Origin of the sequence: Pseudomonas sp. LB-090624, assembly GCF_003205205.1 — a bacterium.
In the GTDB taxonomy this organism is placed as follows: Bacteria; Pseudomonadota; Gammaproteobacteria; order Pseudomonadales; family Pseudomonadaceae; genus Aquipseudomonas.
In genome coordinates, this window is record NZ_QJRL01000006.1 from 42,563 (window position 1) to 63,122 (window position 20,560).

General features: G+C 63.0%; 13 protein-coding genes. 4 read left to right on the top strand and 9 right to left on the bottom strand.

Going from position 1 to position 20,560, the window contains the following annotated elements; translation table 11 throughout:
• The first annotated feature begins 187 nt into the window (after positions 1-187).
• Positions 188-448 carry a DUF1652 domain-containing protein gene (locus DMX11_RS08655; protein WP_110744132.1) on the top strand — a complete coding sequence of 87 codons (261 nt, stop codon included), beginning with the start codon at positions 188-190 and terminating at the stop codon, positions 446-448.
• Here the strand turns inward: DMX11_RS08655 and DMX11_RS08660 are convergent.
• The 6 genes from DMX11_RS08660 to tpx all read right to left on the bottom strand — a co-directional run bounded on the left by DMX11_RS08660 (position 445) and on the right by tpx (position 12,577).
• Complete coding sequence (locus tag DMX11_RS08660; RefSeq protein WP_110744133.1) at positions 445-2,535, bottom strand: bifunctional diguanylate cyclase/phosphodiesterase; 2,091 nt, start codon at positions 2,533-2,535, stop codon at positions 445-447. The two genes, DMX11_RS08655 and DMX11_RS08660, sit on opposite strands and share 4 nt — an antisense overlap.
• Before the next feature lie 256 nt (positions 2,536-2,791).
• A complete protein-coding gene (locus DMX11_RS08665; protein ID WP_110744134.1) occupies positions 2,792-4,285 on the bottom strand; it encodes an efflux transporter outer membrane subunit in 1,494 nt (497 codons plus the stop codon).
• Positions 4,282-7,389 (bottom strand): efflux RND transporter permease subunit, encoded by a 3,108-nt coding sequence (locus DMX11_RS08670; RefSeq protein ID WP_110744135.1) that lies wholly within the window; start codon positions 7,387-7,389, stop codon positions 4,282-4,284. Before DMX11_RS08670 ends, DMX11_RS08665 begins: the two co-directional genes overlap by 4 nt.
• Entirely contained in the window at positions 7,386-10,484 is a 3,099-nt protein-coding gene (locus DMX11_RS08675; protein ID WP_110744136.1) for an MdtB/MuxB family multidrug efflux RND transporter permease subunit, read from the bottom strand. Before DMX11_RS08675 ends, DMX11_RS08670 begins: the two co-directional genes overlap by 4 nt.
• A complete protein-coding gene (locus DMX11_RS08680; protein WP_110744137.1) occupies positions 10,481-11,791 on the bottom strand; it encodes an MdtA/MuxA family multidrug efflux RND transporter periplasmic adaptor subunit in 1,311 nt (436 codons plus the stop codon). The genes DMX11_RS08675 and DMX11_RS08680 overlap by 4 nt, the downstream gene beginning before the upstream one ends.
• A gap of 285 nt (positions 11,792-12,076) precedes the next feature.
• Positions 12,077-12,577, bottom strand: coding sequence for a thiol peroxidase (gene tpx / locus DMX11_RS08685; RefSeq protein ID WP_110744138.1), 501 nt, complete (start codon positions 12,575-12,577; stop codon positions 12,077-12,079).
• A gap of 425 nt (positions 12,578-13,002) precedes the next feature.
• On the opposite strand from tpx, the gene DMX11_RS08690 reads away from it, so the two are divergent.
• On the top strand, positions 13,003-14,190 hold the full coding sequence (locus DMX11_RS08690) for a Bcr/CflA family efflux MFS transporter (RefSeq protein ID WP_110744139.1): 1,188 nt from the start codon (positions 13,003-13,005) through the stop codon (positions 14,188-14,190).
• 70 nt (positions 14,191-14,260) lie between these two features.
• Here DMX11_RS08690 and DMX11_RS08695 read toward each other — a convergent pair whose 3' ends face one another.
• From DMX11_RS08695 to DMX11_RS08705, 3 genes are all read right to left on the bottom strand, one after another.
• Positions 14,261-15,541 carry a serine/threonine transporter gene (locus DMX11_RS08695; RefSeq protein WP_110744140.1) on the bottom strand — a complete coding sequence of 427 codons (1,281 nt, stop codon included), beginning with the start codon at positions 15,539-15,541 and terminating at the stop codon, positions 14,261-14,263.
• 680 nt (positions 15,542-16,221) lie between these two features.
• On the bottom strand, positions 16,222-17,418 hold the full coding sequence (locus DMX11_RS08700) for an amino acid aminotransferase (protein WP_110744141.1): 1,197 nt from the start codon (positions 17,416-17,418) through the stop codon (positions 16,222-16,224).
• A 246-nt stretch (positions 17,419-17,664) separates the two neighbouring features.
• Positions 17,665-18,690: an Ldh family oxidoreductase gene (locus DMX11_RS08705; protein ID WP_110744142.1), complete on the bottom strand. Its 1,026-nt coding sequence runs from the start codon at positions 18,688-18,690 to the stop codon at positions 17,665-17,667.
• 143 nt (positions 18,691-18,833) lie between these two features.
• Between DMX11_RS08705 and DMX11_RS08710 the strand changes: the two genes are divergently transcribed.
• On the top strand, positions 18,834-19,706 hold the full coding sequence (locus DMX11_RS08710) for a MurR/RpiR family transcriptional regulator (RefSeq protein WP_110744143.1): 873 nt from the start codon (positions 18,834-18,836) through the stop codon (positions 19,704-19,706).
• Positions 19,707-19,728: 22 nt separating this feature from the next.
• Positions 19,729-20,481, top strand: a complete 753-nt coding sequence (locus tag DMX11_RS08715; protein WP_110744144.1) for a transporter substrate-binding domain-containing protein — start codon at positions 19,729-19,731, stop codon at positions 20,479-20,481.
• The last annotated feature ends 79 nt before the right edge of the window (positions 20,482-20,560 follow it).

The following is a 20,560-nucleotide window of genomic DNA, read 5'->3' on the forward strand; positions in this document are numbered from 1 at the left end:
AACGTTTGCCATGCGGGCCCTTGAAAACCTGCAGCCGCGACAATCATGTGACGCTAGTCATGCATTAGCACATTTGTCGTATTTGCAGCCGAGAATGGCGCGTGCCAGGTGCTATGTTTACCTTCCCAGCGGCCGCATCGATGTGGCCACGCGCTCACCACGTCCAGGCATGGACAAGGAGGCTGGCATGAACAAGATGACGTTCCCCAACGCCTGCCAGGTGATGCGCTGGCATTTCCACCCGCTGGGGTTCGAGGCCAGCATGGATGCGCCACGCAGCATGGTTGCGCGGCTGTTCGATCGTGCCACCGGTGAAACCGTGCTGGCCATTGCCGGCATTCCCTGCGCGGCAATCATGGCCGCCGCCGATGTAGAGCGCATCATCGAGGCCGTCGAGACGGAGATGGATGCGTTCATACCCGCCTTCACCTTGCGTGACGCTGTTTAACCCGTAGCCCTGCTTTCCTGGCCAATCGCCTGCAACTTGCCCATGAACTGCTCGGGGGGTACTGGCTGGCCCAACAGGTAGCCCTGCAGCGAATCACAGCCCAGTCGGGTCAGGAAATCTTGCTGCCGGTCGGTCTCTACCCCTTCGGCAACGATGCGCAGGCCCAGCGCCTGGCCCAGCGCGACAATCGCCGAGACGATCGCCGCATCGTCGCTGTCGTGCTCCAGGTCGCGCACGAAGCCACGGTCGATCTTCAATTCGTTGGCCGGCAGGCGCTTGAGGTACATCAGGCTGGAATAGCCGGTACCAAAGTCATCGATGGACAGGTCCACGCCCATGTCGGACAAGCGCTGCAAGACGGTCAGGCTGGCATCCGCGTCGTGCATGGCGGTGGTTTCGGTGATTTCCAGGGTCAGGCAGTTGGCTGGCAGGCCGTTCTGCTGCAGGGCCCGGGCGACGCTCTCGACCAGCCCGGCGTGGCAGAACTGGATCGCCGAGAGGTTCACCGCCATGCGCCAGCCATGATGCCCCTGGTCCAGCCACTGGCGCATCTGCCGGCAGGCTTCATCGAGCACCCACTCACCGATAGGGATGATCAGGCCGGTCTTTTCTGCCAAACCGATAAAGCGGTCGGGCAGCAGCAGGCCCTGCTGCGGGTGCTCCCAGCGCAGCAGCGCCTCGGCCCCGATCGGCTGGCAGGCCTGGGCGTCGAACTTGGGCTGGTAGTGCAGGCGGAACTGGCGATGCTCCAGGGCCTGACGCAAATCCTGCAAGAGTTGCAATTGCTGGCGGGCGTTGCTGTTCATCGACACGTCGAAGAAGCTGTAACCGTTCTTGCCGGCGCTCTTGGCGTGGTACATGGCGGCGTCGGCATTGCGCAGCAGTTCATGCTGGTCCTGGCCATTGCCCGGGTACAGGACGATGCCCAGGCTCGCCGACAGTTGCAGGTCATGCTCGGCCACGCGGAATGGGCGCGACACCAGGTTGACCTGCTTGACCGCCACGTCCATGGCATCGTCCGGTTCCTGCAGCTCTACCAGCAGCACGAACTCGTCGCCACCGATGCGCGCCAGGGTGTCCTGGCTGTGCAGGTGGCCGCGCAGGCGCGCCGCCACGGCCTTCAGCAGCAAATCGCCGATGTGGTGGCCAAAGGCATCGTTGACCGGCTTGAAGCCGTCCAGGTCGATGAACATCAGGGCAAAGCAGCCGCCCTGCTCCGCTACCTTGGCAATCGCCTGCTCGATACGGTCGGCCAGCAGGGTACGGTTGGGCAGGTCGGTGAGGGTATCGTGCAGGGCCAGCTGGGTGAGCTCCTGGTTGGCCAGGGTCAGCGAGCGGGCCAGCTCGGCAGTACGCGCTTCCAGGCGGGCGTCCAGCACCGAGGTCAGCAAGGCCGCCGCCAATACCGCCAGGGTGGTGATCAGCACCAGGTAAACCAGGCCGTCGCCTTGCAAGCCGCCCCCCACCAGCGCCCCACAGAAGCTGCCATCAGGGAAGTTCGCTGCCGCCATGCCGGTGTAATGCATGCCAACGATCGCAAAGCCCATCACCACCGCCGCCAGGCCCCGAATCTGCCGCACATAGGGGGTGTGCGCACGCAGGCGGAAGGCGATCCACAACGCCGCTGCCGAGGCCCCCACGGCGATCAGCAGCGAGGCGCCAAACAGCGTCGGGTCATAGTCGATGCCCGGCAGCATACGCAGCGCAGCCATACCGGTGTAATGCATGCACGCGATACCGGCGCCCATGATCAGCGCGCCAAACGCCAGCTGCAGCCCCGGCATGCTCGGCTGGCTGACCAGCCACAGGGCAAAGCCCGAAGACAGCACGGCAATCAGCAGGGAGAACGCGGTCAGGGCCAAGTCGTAGCCCAGGTCGATGGGCAGGCTGAAGGCGAGCATGCCGATGAAATGCATCGACCACACACCGATGCCCATGGCCAGCGCCCCGCCGCCCATCCACAGATAGGCAGCACGGCCCTTGGCCGTGGCGATGCGGCCGGTCAGGTCTAGGGCGGTGTAGGACGCCAGGATCGCCACGCACAGCGAGATCAGCACCAGCGAAAAGGAGTAGCTACCGGTCAGCATTGGGAGTACCAGCGTCGGGACAAGGGGGCCCGGAAAAGGCTGACGATTGTACTCAAGCGCAGGCGAAACGCACGGGGTTTTTGCGAATGGGAATGGATCCAAAGGAAAAACCCGATACGCTCCGTCAAGCACCGATGTGCAGCCCATCGCTGAAAAACCCGCTGCCACTGCCAGTGCGCCGCTGCAAAGGCCTGCGTTTGAGCGGCTGGAGCGGGTTTGCCGGCGATGCGGCCTGCAGGGTCAATACGAGGGCAGACTATCGGCCCTGCTCGGCAAAGGCCTGTCCGGCATCCCAGCCACCGCCCAGCGCGGCCACCAGTTGCACGCTGGCCACCAGCCGCCCTTGCAGCAGGTTCAGCACGCTGCGCTCGTTGCTCAGCGCCGTGGTTTGCACGTTGACCACATCCAGGTAACCGATCAGGCCCGCGCGGTACTGGTTCTCGGTCAGGCGCAGCGACTCGCGGGCGGCGTCCAGTGCCTCCTGGCGCACCACCGCTTCATCGCCGTACACCTTCAACTGCACCAGCAGGTTCTCCACTTCCTTGAAGCCGTCCAGCACGGTCTGCCGGTACTGCGCCACGGTCTGGTCATACACCGCCACCGTGCGGTCCACCTCGGCGCTGCGCTTGCCGGCGTCGAACAGCGTCAGCGCCAGTTGCGGGCCTACCGACCAATAGCGGTTGGGCAACTCGATCCAGTTGCTGAAGCTGCTGCTGGAGTAACCGCCGCTCATGCTCAGGCTGAGGTCCGGGAAGTACGCCGCCCGCGAGACACCGATGTTGGCGTTGGCGGCCATGACGTTACGTTCCGCAGCAGCAATGTCCGGGCGCCGCTCCAGCAATTGCGAAGGCAGCGCAACCGGTATCTGCGGCAGCGCCGGAATATCCTTGCTGTCGGCCAGGGCGAAGTCGGCCGGGGTCTTGCCCAGCAACACGGCAATCGCGTTCTCGAACTGCGCGCGCTGCCAGATCAGGTCGATCAGGTCAGCCTGGGTGCTTTTCAGCTGGGTACGCGCCTGAGCCACCGCATCCGGGCCGGCAACACCGGCGCGGTACTGGTTTTCGTTCATCCGCAACGAGCGTTCGTAGGCCGCCACGGTGGCTTCCAGCAAGCGTTTCTGCTCGTCGATGACGCGCAATTGCAGGTAGTTCTGCACCAGTTCCGACTGCTGGCTCAAGCGGATCGACGCCAGGTCGGCGAAACTGGCTTCGGCACTGGCCTCGTTGGCATTCAGGGTTTCCCGCAGCTTGCCCCACAAGTCGATTTCCCAACTTACGCCCAACTGCGCGTTGTAGGTATTGCGAATGCCACTGCTGTTGTTGGAAAGGCTGGAGCTGGAGCTGCCGGTACCCTGCGCCGAGCGGTTCTTGCTGGCGCTCAGGTCAAGGCTTGGGAACAAGGCCGCACGGCTGCTGCGTACCAACGCCTGGGCCTGGCGATACTGGGCTTCCGATTGGGCCACGGTCTGGTTGCTGCGGTTGAGCTCCTCGACCAGCGCATTGAGCCCGGCATCGCCATAGATTTCCCACCAGGCGCCACGGGCGATGGCATCGGAAGGGGTAGCCTGGGTCCAGCCTTCGGCGTGCTTGAACTGCGCCGCCGTGCTGTTCAGCTCGGGGCGGTGGTAGTCCGGGCTCAGGGTGCAGGCACTGAGCAGGGCCACGCACAACCCGGCGCCGAGCAGGCGCGAGCCACGCCCACGGGTCAGCGCTTGCAGGGCACGGTGAAGTGGGGTCTGGGCAAAAGTCATAGCGGGGTTTCCAGGGCGGCGTCGGTGCGCACGCCGCGCCAACGGTTGAAACGGTGACGCAGGCGGTCGAGGTACAAGTAGACCACCGGTGTCGTGTAAAGGGTGAGGATCTGGCTGAAGACCAGGCCGCCGATGATGGTCAGGCCCAGCGGCTGGCGCATTTCTGCGCCTTCGGCTTGGCTCAGCAGCAGCGGCAAGGCGCCAAGGATGGCCGCCAGGGTGGTCATCAGGATCGGCCGCAGGCGCAGCAGGCAGGCGCGGCGGATCGACTCCTCCGGCGATAGCCCTTGGTGGCGCTCAAGCTGCAGGGCCAGGTCGATCATCAGGATGGCGTTCTTCTTCACCACGCCAATCAGCAGGAACAGCCCCAGCAACGAGATCAGGCTGAACTCGCCGCCGGTGACATACAGCGCCAGCAAGGCACCGACGCCGGCCGAAGGCAGCGTCGAGAGAATGGTCAGCGGGTGGATGTAGCTTTCATACAGAATACCCAACACCAGGTACACCAGCAGCAACGCACCCAGGATCATGAACGGCTGACCCTGCTGCGTCTTGGCAAAGGCATCGGCGGTGCCACCCAGCTTGGCGATCACTTCCTCGGGCAGGCCAAGGGTGGCCACTGCCCGCTCCACAGCAGCCATGGCCTGGTCGGGGCTATAGCCTTCGGCAACGTCGAAGGCGATGTCCTCGGCGGCGAACTGGCCTTCGTGGCTGACCCGATCGTTGGCCAGGCTGTTCTCGTAGTGGGCAATGGTGGACAGCGGCACGCGCGCACCGTCGGCGGTAATCACCTGCACTTGCTCGAGGGTACTCGGGTCCCAGGCATATTTCGGGTTGATCTCCAGCACCACCTGGTACTGGTTGAGGCTGTCGTAGATGGTGGAGATCTGCCGCTGGCTGTAGGCGTTGTTCAGCACAGTGGTGACCATGTCCATGTCGATACCCAGCCGCTTGGCCTGGTCGCGGTCGACCACCAGCGTCACCTGCTGGGTGCCGGCACCGTCGCGGGCGTCGATGGCGGTCAATTGCGGCAGGGCGCGCAGGGCCGCAACCACCTTGGGGAACCACTCGCGCAAGGCCGTGAGGTCGCCACTTTGCAGGGTGTACAGGTATTGCGACGAGGTCTGGTCACGGCCACCGCCGCCCAGTTGCAGGTCCTGGTCGGCCATCAGGAACAGCCGCCCGCCCGGCACCTTGGGCATTTCCTTGCGCAGGCGCTCGATCACTTTCTGGGCGTCCAGCTTACGCTCGCTGATCGGTTTCAGGCGCACCAGCACCATGGCATTGTTGGTGCCGCTGTTGCCACCGATGAAGCCGGCAACGCTCTGCACCGCCGGGTCGGCGAGCAAGGCGCGGCGATAGATTTCCATCTTCGGCTGCATCACGCCGAACGACAGGCCATCGTCCCCCCGGATAAAGCCCATCAGCTGACCGGTGTCCTGCTGTGGCATCAGCGTCTTGGGTACCACCACATACAGGGCGATATTGAGGCCAATGGTGGCCAGCAGGCTGAACAGGGTCAGACGCCTGTGGCGCAGCGCCCAGCCCAGGCTGCGGTCATAGGCGGCGACCATGCGTTGGTGGAGCTTGTCGCTCCAGCGCTGCAGGCGGGTCTGCTCGGCCTGGTGGGCCTTCAGCCAGCGTGCGCAGAGCATTGGCGTGAGGGTCAGCGACACCACCAGCGAGACGATGATCGCCGCGGCCAGGGTGATGGAAAACTCCTGGAACAGGTTGCGGACGATGCCCCCCATGAACAGGATGGAGACGAACACCGCCACCAGCGACACGTTCATCGACAGCAAGGTGAAGCCCACTTCCCTGGCGCCGAGGAAGGCCGCCTTCATCGGCGGCTGGCCGTCCTCGATATGCCGGGAGATGTTCTCCAGCACCACGATGGCGTCGTCCACCACCAGGCCGGTGGCGAGGATGAGCGCCATCAGCGACAGGTTGTTGAGCGAAAAGCCACACAGGTACATGACCGCGAAGGTACCCACCAGCGACACCGGCACCGCCAGGCTGGGAATCAGCGAGGCGCGCAGGCTGCCGAGGAACAGGTAGACCACCAGGATCACCAGGACCACCGCGATCAACAGGGTATGCTCGGCTTCCTTGAGACTTGCCTTGATCACCGGCGAGCGGTCCATGGCCACGTTCAGTTGCACACTGGCTGGCAGCAGCGACTGCAAGGCTGGCAGCTGCGCCTTGATCTGGTCGACCGTCTCGATGATGTTGGCACCGGTCTGGCGGTTGACCACCAGCAATACCGCAGCCTGGTCGTTGAAGAAGCCACTGTTGTAGCGGTTCTCGACCCCATCGGTGATGGTTGCCACGTCGGTCAAGCGCAAGATGGTGCCGTTCTGCTGGCGGATCACCACCGGCTCGTAGTCCCTGGCCGTTTCCAGCTGGTCATTGGCCCGCACCTGCCAGTTGCGCTCGGCATCCTCGACAAAGCCCATGGGCCGGCGCTGGTTGGCGTTGGACACGGCAGTGCGCACTTCATCCAGCGACAGACCGTACTGGTTGAGCAGCTGGGGCTCGACGGCAATGCGCACCGCCGGCAACGAACTGCCACCGATCTGCACCTCCCCTACCCCAGACACCTGCGCCAGGCTCTGCGACAGGATGGTGTCGGCCAGGTCATACAACTGGCCTTTCTGCAGCACGTCCGAGGTCAGCGACAGCACCATGATCGGCGCTTGCGACGGGTTGATCTTCTTGTAGGTGGGCATGCTGCGCATGCCACTGGGCAGCAGGTTGCGGGTGGCGTTGATTGCCGCCTGCACCTCGCGCGCCGCCCCGTCGATATCACGCCCCATCTCGAAGCCGATGATCACGCGGGTCGAGCCCTGGTTGGAGCTACTGGTCAGCGTGGTCACCCCGGCGATACTGCCCAGCTTGCGCTCCAGGGGCGTGGCCACGGTAGAGGCCATGACCTCGGGGCTGGCGCCGGACAGGTTGGCCGACACCACGATCACCGGGAAGTCCATTTCCGGCAGCGGTGCAACCGGCAGCAGCTTGAAGCTGACACCGCCCAGCAGCATGATTGCCAGGCTCAACAGCATGGTCGCCACCGGGCGACGAATGAAGGGTCCCGACAGGTTCATGCCTCGGCCTGCTTCGCGTCAGTGGCCGGGCGCCAGCGGCGTGCCAGGCGGTCGAAGTACAGGTAGATGACCGGGGTGGTGAACAGCGTCAGCACCTGGCTGACCAGCAACCCGCCCACCATCACCAGGCCCAGCGGCTGACGCAACTCGGCGCCGGAACCGGTGGCGAGCATCAACGGCACGGCCCCGAACAGCGCCGCCAGGGTGGTCATCAGAATGGGCCGGAAGCGCAGCAACGCGGCCTGGTAGATGGCATCGCGCGGGGTCATGCCCTGATGGCGTTCGGCCTCGAGGGCGAAGTCGATCATCATGATCGCGTTCTTCTTGACGATACCGATCAGCAGGATGATGCCGATGATGGCGATCATGCCCAGGTCGTTGCCGCTGATGAGCAAGGCCAACAAGGCACCCACCGCTGCCGAGGGCAGGGTCGAGAGGATGGTCACCGGGTGGATGTAGCTTTCGTACAGCACCCCCAGCACGATGTACATGGTTACCACCGCCGCCAGGATCAGCAGCAAGGTGCTCGACAGCGACGCCTGGAAGGCTTCTGCCGCGCCCTGGAAGCGGGTTTGCACCCCTAGCGGCATGCCGATGTCCTTCTGCACCTGCTCGATCACCTGCACCGCCTCGCCCAGCGAAGCACCGTGCGCCAGGTTGAAGGACATGGTCACCGCCGGGAACTGGCCAATATGGGATATGGCCAGTTGCGCCTGGCGTTGTTCCACCCGCGCCAGGGCCGACAGGCGCACCTGGCCGCCATCGGCGGCCTTGACGTGGATCGACTCCAGCGCCTGTGGGCCGATGACTGCTGCATCTCTGGACTGCAGCACCACCCGATACTGACTGGCCTGAGTGTAAATGGTCGAGATCTGGCGCTGGCCAAAGGCGTCGTACAGGGCGTTGGTGATCTGCGACACGCTGATGCCCAGGCGGCTGGCCATGTCACGGTCGATCAACAGGTAAACCTGCAGGCCCTTGTCTTGCAGGTCGCTGGCCACGTCGGCCAGTTCCGGGCGCTGCTGCAGCGCCTGTACCAGCTTGCCGCTCCATTGCGCCAGCAGGTCGGCGTCGGGCGACGACAGGCTGAACTGATACTGGGTGCGGCTGACCCGGTCTTCGATGCTCAGGTCCTGTACCGGTTGCATGAACAGGCGGATACCGACCAGTTTGTCGACCTGTGGCTGCAAGCGGCTGATGACCTCGCCGGCAGTGACATCGCGCTCACCATGGGGCTTGAGGTTGATCAGCAAGCGGCCGCTGTTGAGCGTCGCGTTGTCGCCGTCGACGCCGATGTAGGACGCCAGGCTCTGCACGGCCGGGTCCTGCAGAATCACCTTGCTCAGCGCCTGCTGGCGTTCGCTCATGGCGGCGAACGACACGGACTGCGGCGCTTCTGAAATCCCCTGGATCACGCCGGTGTCCTGCACCGGGAAGAAGCCCTTGGGCACCACCATGTACAGGAACACGGTCAGGGCCAGGCTCGCCACCGCGACCAACAGGGTCAGCGGCTGGTGCTTGAGCACCCACTGCAGGGCGCCGCCGTATTGCTTGATCAGCCAGTCGATCCAGGCGCCGCTGGCGCGGTAGAAGCGGCCCTGCTCCTGTTCCTTGGGTTCGCGCTTGAGCAGCCGGGCGCACATCATCGGCGTCAAGGTCAGGGAAACCACCAGGGAAATCAGGATGGCCACCGCCAGGGTGATGGCGAACTCGCGGAACAGGCGGCCGACCACGTCAGCCATGAACAGCAGCGGGATCAGTACTGCAATCAGCGAGAAGGTCAGCGAGATCAGGGTGAAGCCGATCTGCCGGGCGCCCTTGAGGGCGGCCTGCATGGGCGTCTCGCCTTCTTCTATGTGACGAGAGATGTTCTCCAGCATGACGATCGCGTCATCCACCACGAAACCGGTGGCAATGGTCAGCGCCATCAGGGTCAGGTTATTGACCGAGAAACCGGCCAGGTACATCACACCGAAGGTGCCGATCAGCGACAGCGGCACGGCGATCGACGGGATCAGGGTGGCACTGAAGCGACGCAGGAAGACGAAGGTGACCATGACCACCAGGACGATCGCGATCAGCAGTTCATGCTGCACGTCCTTGACCGCGGCGCGGATGGTCTGGGTGCGGTCGGTCAATACTGAGACGTCGAGGCCGGCCGGCAGGTTGTCAGTAATCGACGGCAACAGGTCCTTGATGCGGTCGACCACTTCGATCACGTTGGCACCCGGCTGGCGCTGGATGTTCAGCAATACGGCGTGGTTTTCGTTGGCCCAGGCGGCGAGGCGCTCGTTCTCTGCGCCATCGACGATTTCTGCCACATCCTTCAGGCGCAGCGGCGCACCGTTGGTGTACGCCAGGATGAGGTTGGCATATTCCTCGGGGGAACGCAGCTGGTCGTTGGCATCGAGCATCGACACCCGGGTCGGGCCGTCGAAATTGCCCTTGGGCTGGTTGACGTTGGAGGCACCGATCAACGTGCGCACGTCATCCAGGTTCAAGCCGTTGGCCGCCAAGGCATCGACATTGACCTTGATCCGCACGGCCTGGCGCTGGCCGCCAGCGATGCTGACCATGCCCACGCCACTGATCTGCGCCAGCTTCTGCGCCACGCGGGTATCGACCAGGTCGTTGAGCTTGGGCAGCGGCATGGTCTTGCTGGAAATGGCCAGGGTCAGCACAGGCGTATCGGCCGGGTTGACCTTGTTGTACACCGGCGGGGCCGGCAGGTCGCTGGGCAGCAGGTTGCTGGCGGCGTTGATCGCGGCCTGCACCTGTTGCTCGGCCACATCCATGTTCATGTCGAGGTTGAAGCGCAGGGTCAGCACCGAGGCCCCGCCGGAGCTGGTCGACGCCATTTGCTCCAGGCCCGGCATCTGGCCGAACTGACGTTCCAGTGGCGCAGTCACTGCACTGGTCATCACTTGCGGGCTGGCCCCGGGGTACAGGGTCATGACGCGGATGGTGGGGTAGTCGACCTGCGGCAAGGCCGACACCGGCAGCAGCTTGTAGGCGATCAGGCCGGCCAGGACGATCGCCAGCATGCTCAGCGTGGTGGCGACCGGCCGCAGGATGAACAGGCGCGAAAGGTTCATGCGCCCGCCTTGCCTGCTGCTTTACCAGGGTGCGCTTCACCGCCCTGCGCCGAGCCATTGGCATCCTGCCCCTGCAGGTGCTGCCCAGGCGTGGTGGGCACTTGCGAGCTGTCTTCGACCACCTCCACCTTGGTGCCTTCACGCAGGCGGTCGGTGCCTTCCAGTACCAGACGGTCGCCGGCCTTGAGGCCGTCGAGGATGACGCTGTTTTCGCCATCGCTGGCGCCAACCTTGAGCTTGCGCACGTTCACGGTATTGTCGGCGTTGACCACGTAGGCGAAGGTGCCGTCGTTGCCGAACTGGATGGCTGCTGCCGGGGCCAGGACCACCTGTTTGAGGGTATCGGCCAGCAAGCGAACGTTGACGAACTGGTTGGGGAACAGGGCCAGGTCCTTGTTCTCGAAGCGGCCCTTGAACTTCAAGGTGCCGGTAGTGGTGTCGATCTGGTTGTCGATGCTGCCAAGCACACCCGTGGACTGCAGCTTGCTGTCGCTGCGGTCCCAGGCCTCGACGGGCAGGCTGGCGCCGCTGCGGTAGCGCTCGAGCACGGTGCTCAGCTCGGTTTCCGGCAGGGTAAAGGCGACGCTGATTGGCTCGGTCTGGGTAATCACCACCAGCGCGGTAGTGTCGTTGGCGGCTACCAGGTTGCCCAGGTCGAGCTGGCGCAGGCCTACACGGCCGTTGATCGGTGCGCGGATCTGGGTGAAATCGAGGTTCAGGCGAGCATCGTTGACCTGCGCCTGGTTGGTCTTGACCAAGCCGAGGAACTGCGCGACCTGGGCGTCGGCGGTATCGAGGGTTTGCTTGGCGATGCTGTCTTCGGCATACAAGCCTTTATAGCGGGCGAGGTCGACCTGGGCGTTCTTCAACTGCGCCTGATTCTGTGCCAGCGTGCCCTCGGCCTGTTGCAGGGCAATGCGGTAGGGGCGCGGGTCGATTTCGGCGAGCAGGTCGCCGGCCTTGACCTGTTGGCCTTCCTTGAAGTGAATCTTCACCAACTCACCCGCCACGCGGCTACGCACATTGACGGTGTTGGTCGCGGTGACCGTACCCAAGGCCTTGTAGTACAGCGGGAAATCACCCACCTTCACCGGCTCGACGCGCACGGGCACCGGGTCGGTGGAGCCGCCAAACCCTGGGCGGCCGCCCATGCCCATGCCCACGCCTTTGCCACCACGCCCACCACCGGCTTCTTTATGCACAGGCGCCGCTGCGGGCCACAACCACCAGGCGAGGGCCGCCACCAGCAGCAGGATCAGCAGGCCGACGAGCCAGCGACGAGGGGAACGGGAATTGGACGCTTGCATGGGTTGAACGAACCTTGTTCGGAATGACGACTTGGGGAGGATGAACCATAAGCACTGGCATTGTTTTAGCAAAGGGCCTTTACCAGAGGTTTACCTTTGGCTGACGTTGCCAAGATGCGGAATTTTAAATGAAAACGGCCCGGAACGTGTTCCGGGCCGTTACAGGGTGTTGCTTGGAGCAATGGCGGGCTGAAAGGTTTCCCTAGCCCGAACCGGCCTTGACGCACGCAAGCCCGCGCCAACGCCGGAACAGGCAACAGGTGCCCGCCCTGCCCCCCACAACCCTTACTTCAGTACAGCCAGCGCGGCGTCGTAGTTCGGCTCATCGGCAATTTCGCCAACCAGCTCGCTGTGCAGCACCTTGTCGTTCTCGTCCAGCACCACCACGGCACGGGCGGCCAGGCCGGCCAGCGGGCCGTCGGCGATGGCTACACCGTAGTTTTCGAGGAACTCGCGGCCACGCAGGGTCGACAGGTTCTTCACGTTTTCCAGGCCTTCGGCGCCGCAGAAGCGTGCCTGGGCGAACGGCAGGTCAGCCGAGATGCACAGCACCACGGTGTTGGCGACGTCGTTGGCCTGGGCGTTGAACTTGCGTACCGAGGTGGCGCAGGTCGGGGTGTCCACGCTTGGGAAAATGTTCAGCACCTTGCGCTTGCCGGCGTAGTCTTTCAGCGACTTGTCAGCCAGGCCTTCACCTACCAGGGAGAAAGCCGGAGCCTGGGCGCCGGCCTGTGGCAGGTTGCCGTTGACCTGGACCGGGTTGCCTTTGAGAGTCACTTGAGCCATGACGAAATCCTTATGCGGGGTTTGAAAAGGACACTGAGTTAAGCATGAAGGCGGCCGGGTGCCTATGGGGGGATGTGAAATTGTTCCAATTCCGGATTATTTTTGTGGACAAACCATGCCGCAATCAGCCGTCACGCCCCTGTTACTTTTCAGTTGGCGAGCGCCTGTCCAGAGCTCCAGATATGGGCCCGCTACAACGCGGGATATCTAATTGCTCAGGGCTGTACAAGCCTGCCATCACTCTTGAAGTGAAGATTCCTACAGCCCTATCGGAACTTTCGCCAACAAGTTCACCTTGTGCATCTTCAAGATGACGCTACCATCAGGTGCGCGGCAAAAACAACACTTAATTGGGGATACCTAGATGAAATGAAAAATTCCTATTGTTTGCTTTTCAAAACTCGGCAGTCGGCGGGATTAGTCATATGAGCCGCCATCCGGCTTCCCTACAATGCCATTTGAATTCTGTGTTGCTAATTCTGATGTGTCTTTTAGGCGTATTTCCGTTAGATGTGATCCTGCCATCATTCCCAGCACTCGCAGACACATTTCGGGTCGACCCCAAGCACATAGCGTATTCGGTGAGCGCTTTCGCTATTGGTGTCGCCATGGCGCAAATAGTGATTGGCCCTCTTTCAGATCGCATCGGGCGCAAGCGTTTGCTGCTTGCCGGATTGGGCGTATCCATTGCGGGGGCGCTCGGTTGCGTATTTTCAACCCGCTATGAAACGTTCATGGTCTTTCGTCTGGTGCAGGCGCTGGGTTGCGGCAGCCTCGTACTGGGCCAGGCGCTTGTGCAGGACCTCTACAGCGGTACGCAACGCAATGCCATGCGCATCCTGTTAACAAGCGCGAGCGGGTTGTTCATCTCCCTGTCACCGCTGGCAGGCGCTTTTCTTCAACAGTCTTTCGGCTGGAAGGCAAGCTTTACGGTATTCGTGATCATCGCTGTAATCGTTTCACTTCTATCGTGTGTGCTGCTTCATGACACACCTGCGTCGCATGACCGGGCGCCAAGTATATCCAGTTATCGGGTGATGCTGCGAGACACCAACTATCTCGCGCACTCCATACTGTCCAGCCTCGCCTTTGCCTGCCATTTTTCCTTCATCGTCACAGCGCCATTGCTGCTGATGGATAGGCTGGAGCTCACGACTTATCAATTTTCTATTGTATTTATCGGCTATGGGTTGGCCTACATCGCTGGCGGCATGGCTGCGACCTACCTGAACAGTCGCGTAAGCACGCAAGCTCAAATAAAAGCAGGCCTGCTGCTTATAAGTACTGCCGGCATTACCCTTTTGATGTGGGAATGGGTGGCAGGTTTATCTGTGCTAGGGGTTCTACTGCCGATGATTGTCTGTATCACCGGCACAACCCTGGTACGCCCCGCCGCAACGACCCAGGCTTTGGCGCGCTATCCGCGTCAGGCAGGTGCGGCAGCGTCGCTCAATACGACACTGCTGTTTGCTGGCGGCGGTTTGACGAGCAGTCTGGTCACAGGCTTCGAAAGCGCGCTGCCGGCGGGCCTGGGTGTGCTGTTCGTGATGGCCAGCCTGTGCGGAGGGTGGCTGCTTGCGTGCACCAAGGACGATGAAATGCAACGCTGCTGAAACCTTGATCAGGCAAAAAAATGCCCGGGTGGCGACAAGCGACCCGGGCATTCTTGAATGAAACGGTGAATCAGCTTACAAGGCCGTACACCACCGAAGTCAGCGCAACAAGGCCCACCACCACAACGAACACGTTGGAGGCCGCACCGCTGTACTTGCGCATCGATGGCACCCGGCGGATGGCATACATCGGCATCAGGAACAACAGCACCGCGAGAATCGGGCCGCCGAGCGACTCGATCATGCGGAGGATGCTAGGGTTGAGGGTGGCGACTATCCAGCACACCACCAGCATCAGTGCAGCAACCACGCGGTCAAGGGTCTTGGCGCCCGGACGCGCACCGGTCTTGGCGATAATACCCTTCAGGCCTTCGCTGGCACCGATGTAATGGCCCAGGAACGACTTGGCGATGGCCACGAAGGCGATCAGCGGCGCAGCGAACGCGATGGTCGGGTTGCTGAAATGGTTGGCCAGGTACGACAGGATCGACAGGTTCTGCGCCTTGGCTTCGGCCAGCTGGGCGCTGCTCAGGGTGAGCACGCAGCTGAACACGAAGAACAGCACCATCACCACCATCAGCAAGTGGGCGCGGCGCAGGATCTGGCCGCTGCGCTCATCGGCGTGTTCACCGTAACGGCGCTTCTGGTCGACGGCGAAGGCCGAGATGATCGGCGAATGGTTGAATGAGAACACCATCACCGGAATGGCCAGCCACAGGGTGTGCAGGAAGGCCGAGGCCGGCGGCACCTGAGTGGCGCTGTCGAGAATGCCACCGGTCCAGTGCGGCACCAGGTACAGGCCCAGCAACGCCAGGGCGACGATGAACGGGTAGACCAGCAGGCTCATGACCTTGACTGTGGCCTGCTCCCCGCAGCGCACGATGGCCAGCAGGCCGAGGATCAGCACGAATGACAGGATTGCCCGTGGCGGCGGCTGCATGTGCAGCTGGTGTTCCATGAAGCTGGACACGGTGTTGGTCAGCGCCACGCTGTAGATCAGCAGGATCGGGAAGATGGCGAAGAAGTACAGCACGGTGATCGAGGCACCGGCGTGACTGCCGAAATGCTCCTTGACCACCTCGGTGATGTCGCCGCCATCGCGCCCGGAAAGGACGAAGCGGGTCAGCCCGCGATGGGCGAAATAGGTCATCGGGAAGGCCAGCACGGCCAGGATCAGCAGCGGCCAGAAGCCGCCAAGGCCGGCGTTGATCGGCAGGAACAGTGTCCCGGCGCCGATGGCTGTGCCGAACAGGCCCAGCATCCAGGTGGTGTCGTGACGCGCCCAGCTGCCGAGGGTGGCGGGGGTCGATTCTACAAAGCGTTGTTCAACGCTCGGGGCCTGCTCATTCATTCCGGGTGAAGCTCCACTCGCAAGACTGCAACAGGCTGAGAATGGCGAAATAGACCTTTCGCCCAACTCAACCGGAAAAGAGGGGCGCGATTGTGCACGGAAAGGTTGCACTTGCGAAGCCCTTTTCCGAGGAGCGGTTGCACTTGTCTTTACAAGCGAGTTATACCAACAGGCTGCGGGTATGTCGCGAAAGGGCCACAAAGCGACCCTGGCAAAGCCTGCGGCGAAGCAACGAATAAGGGGGCGCTACGCCTACTGCCAGTCAGTTCACCGGGGTGGGGCTGGTAGGTGCTGGCCGTGGCTCTTTCAGCGCCTGTGGAATCGAGCGCCGCCCGCGCGGCGCATCGCGAGCTGCGCTCGCTCCTACGTTTTTTTCTGGCCAGTAACGCCTGTGACAGGCGCGCGCGACCGCCTGGTTTGTACGACGCGATATCGCGCCATGCGCCAAGGCGTTCGCGCGCAAATCCCACAGGCATAATTGGCCCGAAACAAACGTAGGAGCGAGCGCAGCTCGCGATGCGCCGCGCGGGCGGCGCTCGATTTCCCAGGCGCCAAAAGAGCAATGGCGGGCACCTATCAGCCCACCCCGGTTAACCGACCGGCACTACGCTCCGCCCCACCTTTCGCGCCGCAAGGCCGCGTCCACAGAGGGGCCGCGCAGGCCCCTTGGTGTGGTGGTGTTACTTCTGAACGGCAGCGAACGCTTCGGCAACCCGTTGCAGGTTGGCCGGGCGCAGGCCGGACATGCACACGCGGCCGCTGTCGATCAGGTAAACGCCGAACTCGTCCCGCAGGCGGCGCACCTGCTCGACGCTGAAGCCGGTGTAGCTGAACATGCCGCGCTGGCGCAGGAAGAACTGGAAGTCCTTGCCTGGCAGCAGCACGGCCAAGGCATCGACCAGCGCCTGGCGCATGTCGAGGATACGCTTGCGCATCACTTCGACTTCTTCGGCCCACTGGGCATTCAGGCCGGCATCGCTGAGTACGCCAGCTACCAGCTGTGCACCGAAGTTGGGCGGGCTGGAGTAGTTGCGGCGCACGGTAGCCTTCAGCTGGCCAAGCACGCTTTGGGCAGTGGCCTCGTCGTCGCAGACCACCGACAGGCCGCCAACCCGTTCGCCGTACAGCGAGAAAATTTTCGAGAACGAGTTGCTGACCAGGCAGGGCACGCCAGCGCGGGCCATTTCGCGGATGGCGTAGGCGTCTTCCACCAGGCCTTCGGCGAAGCCTTGGTAGGCGATGTCCAAAAACGGGATCAGCTGGCGCGCCTTGACCACTTCGACCACTTGCTGCCACTGGTGTTGTTCCAGGTCGGCACCGGTGGGGTTGTGGCAGCACGGGTGCAGCAGCACCACGCTGTTGGCCGGCAGGGACTGCAGGGTGGCCAGCATGCCGTCGAAGTCCACACCGCGGGTGGCCTGGTCGAAGTACGGGTAGGTGTGCACCTTGAACCCGGCACCCTCGAAGATGGCACGGTGGTTGTCCCAGGTCGGGTTGCTGACCCAGACTTCCGACTGCGGGAAGTAGCGCTTGAGGAAGTCGGCACCGACTTTCAGAGCGCCGGAGCCGCCCACAGTCTGCACGGTGGCTACGCGGCCGCCGGTCACGGCGGGGTGATCGGCACCGAACAGCAGCGCCTGGATCGCCTGGCGGTAGCTGGCCAGGCCTTCCATCGGCAGGTACAGGGAGGCTTCATGGTCCTGGCCGGCGATGCGTTTTTCCACCGCATCCACAGCCGCCAGCTGCGGCACCACGCCGGCCTCATCGTAGTACAGGCCGATGCTCAGGTTGACCTTGTCGGCGCGCGGGTCGGCCTTGAAGGTTTCCATCAACGAGAGGATCGGGTCGCCGGCATAGGCATCGACATGTTTGAACACAGCGTGCAGCTCCTTGGATCAGGACAGTACGAAAAGTCAGCCCTGAGCATACCCGGAGTGCGGGCTCAGGAACATCCACTAATGTGCAAGGTTGTCTATGCAACATTGCATGACTGGGAAATTGCTGCGCTGTCACGCAGAGAACACGGGTCAGCGCGGGAGCGGGCTTGTCCCGCGAAGGGGCGCGCGCGGTGCATGGCACCGGCTTTGCCCCTGTTCGCGGGACAAGCCCGCTCCCACAGCGGATCAGCCAAGCAGCTCTTTCAGTCCCTGCAACTCGTGCTCGGTCACCGCCACGCCCTCTTCCTCGGCCACCTCACGCTCACGATACCGCCGCTCGCCCGGCATCCGCGTCAGCCCCGCAGCCTGCATCTGCTCGACCAGCTCGCGACTGCGCTGGGCAAAACGCTCGCCTTCGGCCTTGCCCGGATCGATGACAATGATCAACTGCCCTGTCCATGGTGTTTTTGCCCCCGGGTGCCCGGACCAATCGAACTCCCAGGAGAAATTACCGCCGGTCAGCGCCGCTGCCAGCAGCTCGACCATCATCGACAGTGCCGAGCCCTTATGCCCAGCAAATGGCAGCAAGGCGCCGCCTTCGAGAATCGCCTTCGGCTCGGTGGTGGGCTCGCCACTGGCGTCCACGCCCATGCCCTCAGGCAACTGCTGGCCCGCACGCGCGGCAATCTGTACATCGCCGTGCGCCATGGCGCTGGTGGCCATGTCGAAGACGATCGGGTCATGTTCGGCACAGGGTGCCGCAAAGGCGATGGGGTTGGTACCGAACAGTGGCTTGCGCGCGCCATGCGGCACCACGCACGTCATGCTGTTGACCACACTCAGGGCCACCAAGCCCTCTTCGGCAAACGGCTCCACATCTGGCCACAGCGCGGCAAAGTGGTGCGAATTGTGAATCGCCAGTACGGCAATGCCCGCATTACGCGCCTTGGCCACCAGGAGGCCGCGGGCCGCTGCCAGCGCCGGTTGGGCAAAGCCGCCGGCGGCATCGACGCTGACATAGCCGGCAGCTATGTCACTCACCTTCGGCCGGGCCTGGCCATTGACCCAGCCACTGTTCAGCGTGGAGACATAGCCAGGCATGCGGAACACCCCATGGCTGTGGGCGCCATCGCGCTGGGCGCTGGCGCAGTTATAGGCCAGCACCTGGGCCACGCTGTCGCTGCAGCCGTGGCGCTGGAAAATGGCCTGCAACAGATCCTGCAGCTCGGTAAAAGGCACGCGCACGACGGTGCTGGTGGACGGTGCGGACATCTGAAGCTCCTTGTTGATTTTGGAATGGCTACAGCGTTGCAACGACAAAAACTTTCCTGCATGTGACAGCAATCTGTCAAATGTTGACTTGATGACAGAAAACATTCATTTTCTTCTCAAGCCTTACCCTCTGGAGCCGCAGCATGAGCCAACCGATCAAGCAACGCCTGGAAAACAGCCTCGAAGGGGCTGCTGCCTCAGGCCGCAAGATCGCTACCTACATGCTCGCCAACCTGCACGAGTTGCCGTTCCAGACGTCGGCCAGCATCGCCGCCAAGCTAGGCGTCAGCGAATCCAGTGTCGGGCGCTTCTGCCGCTCATTGGGTTATGCCCATCTCAAGGCACTTAAGCAAGACCTGCAGAACGACCTGGGCGATGGCCCGTGGCTGGTGGGTGACCGCTTGCAGGATTACCGCCAGAGCCAGGACGCCAGCGACAACGGCGGCAGCCTGGAGCTGGAAATCGCCGCCTTGGTACGCGTACACGAGTACCGCCAGAGCCCGGCCTGGCACAGTGTGGCGCAACGCCTGGCGAGCAAACCGCGGGTATTCGTCGCCGGCTTCCAGACCGAGCGTGGCGTCGCCATGTGCATGAGCCACTTGCTGCAATACCTGCGCGACGGCGTGCAACTGGTCGACCTTGGCGCCGGCCACTTCGGCGAAGTGCTGCTAGGCCGCGCCGAAGACAGCGCCCTGGTGGTGTTCGAGGCGCGCCGCTATTCGCGCCACGCCTTGCTGCTGTGCCAGAAGGCGCGCGAGGCTGGCATTGCGGTCACCCTGGTGACCGACACCTTTTGCGACTGGGCCGATGCCAACGCCGACGAGGTGTTCCGTATCCCCACCGAGTTCAATCTGTTCTGGGAATCCACCTCGGCGATGCTGTCGTGGGTGCACCTGATGGTCAACGAGGTCTGCAAGAAGCTCGGACCGGATGTTGAAAAACGCTTGGAAGCAACTGCCGCTCTACATAACGCATTCGTCGGCTACACCTCGTGGTCGGCGGGAAAACAACAATAGCAAGAGTGCAATGAGGTGCGAGATGAACAAGTCCATGGCCTTGGTGGGTGCGTGCGCCCTGCTGCTGGCGGGTGCCGCCAGCGCTGAAACCCTGCGGTTCGCCACCGAGGGTGCCTACCCGCCCTTCAACTATGTAGACGCCGATAACAAGCTGCATGGCTTCGATATCGACATCACCCACGCCCTGTGCGAGCAGATGAAAGTCGAATGCACGCTGGTGGCCCAGGACTGGGAAGGCATCATCCCCGCCCTGATGGCGCGCAAGTACGATGCGGTGGTGGCGTCGATGATCGACACCCAAGAGCGACGCAAGAAGATCGCCTTCACCGACCACTACTACCGCACGCCACTGACCGTGGCGGTTGCCAAGGACAGCAAGATCGACAGCGCCCAGACCGACTTTGTCGGCTACACCGTCGGTGCGCAGTCATCGTCGACCCAGGCCATCTACGCCGAAGACGTGTATGGCAAGGCCGGTGCCGACGTGAAACTGTACCCGACCATGGACGAAGCCAATGCAGACCTGGCGGCCGGCCGCCTGGACGGCGTGATTGCCGACAAATTCCCGTTGCACGAGTGGATGAGCAAGAACGGCGGGGATTGCTGCAAGATCCTTGGCGACGTGGCCGACACCAAGGCCGATGCCGCTATCGCTGTGCGCAAGGACGACGAAGCCTTGCGCCAGCGCCTGAATACCGCGCTGCAACAGATCGTGGCCAACGGTACGTATCAGAAGATCGCCAGCAAGTACTTCGCTTTCGATATCTACAACTGATCTTCAGGAAGTTGTGCGAACTCCCTGTAGGAGCGGCCTTGCGCAGCCCTTTCGCGACGCAAAGCCGCCCCCACAAGGC

Bases quoted from the DNA above. Each gene is read 5' to 3' on its own strand.
- DMX11_RS08690 (WP_110744139.1), top strand. From the start codon at position 13,003: ATGAGCCGCCATCCGGCTTCCCTACAATGCCATTTGAATTCTGTGTTG.
- DMX11_RS08680 (WP_110744137.1), bottom strand. From the start codon at position 11,791: ATGCAAGCGTCCAATTCCCGTTCCCCTCGTCGCTGGCTCGTCGGCCTG.
- DMX11_RS08705 (WP_110744142.1), bottom strand. From the start codon at position 18,690: ATGTCCGCACCGTCCACCAGCACCGTCGTGCGCGTGCCTTTTACCGAG.
- DMX11_RS08710 (WP_110744143.1), top strand. From the start codon at position 18,834: ATGAGCCAACCGATCAAGCAACGCCTGGAAAACAGCCTCGAAGGGGCT.
- tpx (WP_110744138.1), bottom strand. From the start codon at position 12,577: ATGGCTCAAGTGACTCTCAAAGGCAACCCGGTCCAGGTCAACGGCAAC.
- DMX11_RS08655 (WP_110744132.1), top strand. From the start codon at position 188: ATGAACAAGATGACGTTCCCCAACGCCTGCCAGGTGATGCGCTGGCAT.
- DMX11_RS08665 (WP_110744134.1), bottom strand. From the start codon at position 4,285: ATGACTTTTGCCCAGACCCCACTTCACCGTGCCCTGCAAGCGCTGACC.
- DMX11_RS08675 (WP_110744136.1), bottom strand. From the start codon at position 10,484: ATGAACCTTTCGCGCCTGTTCATCCTGCGGCCGGTCGCCACCACGCTG.
- DMX11_RS08695 (WP_110744140.1), bottom strand. From the start codon at position 15,541: ATGAATGAGCAGGCCCCGAGCGTTGAACAACGCTTTGTAGAATCGACC.
- DMX11_RS08715 (WP_110744144.1), top strand. From the start codon at position 19,729: ATGAACAAGTCCATGGCCTTGGTGGGTGCGTGCGCCCTGCTGCTGGCG.
- DMX11_RS08670 (WP_110744135.1), bottom strand. From the start codon at position 7,389: ATGAACCTGTCGGGACCCTTCATTCGTCGCCCGGTGGCGACCATGCTG.
- DMX11_RS08660 (WP_110744133.1), bottom strand. From the start codon at position 2,535: ATGCTGACCGGTAGCTACTCCTTTTCGCTGGTGCTGATCTCGCTGTGC.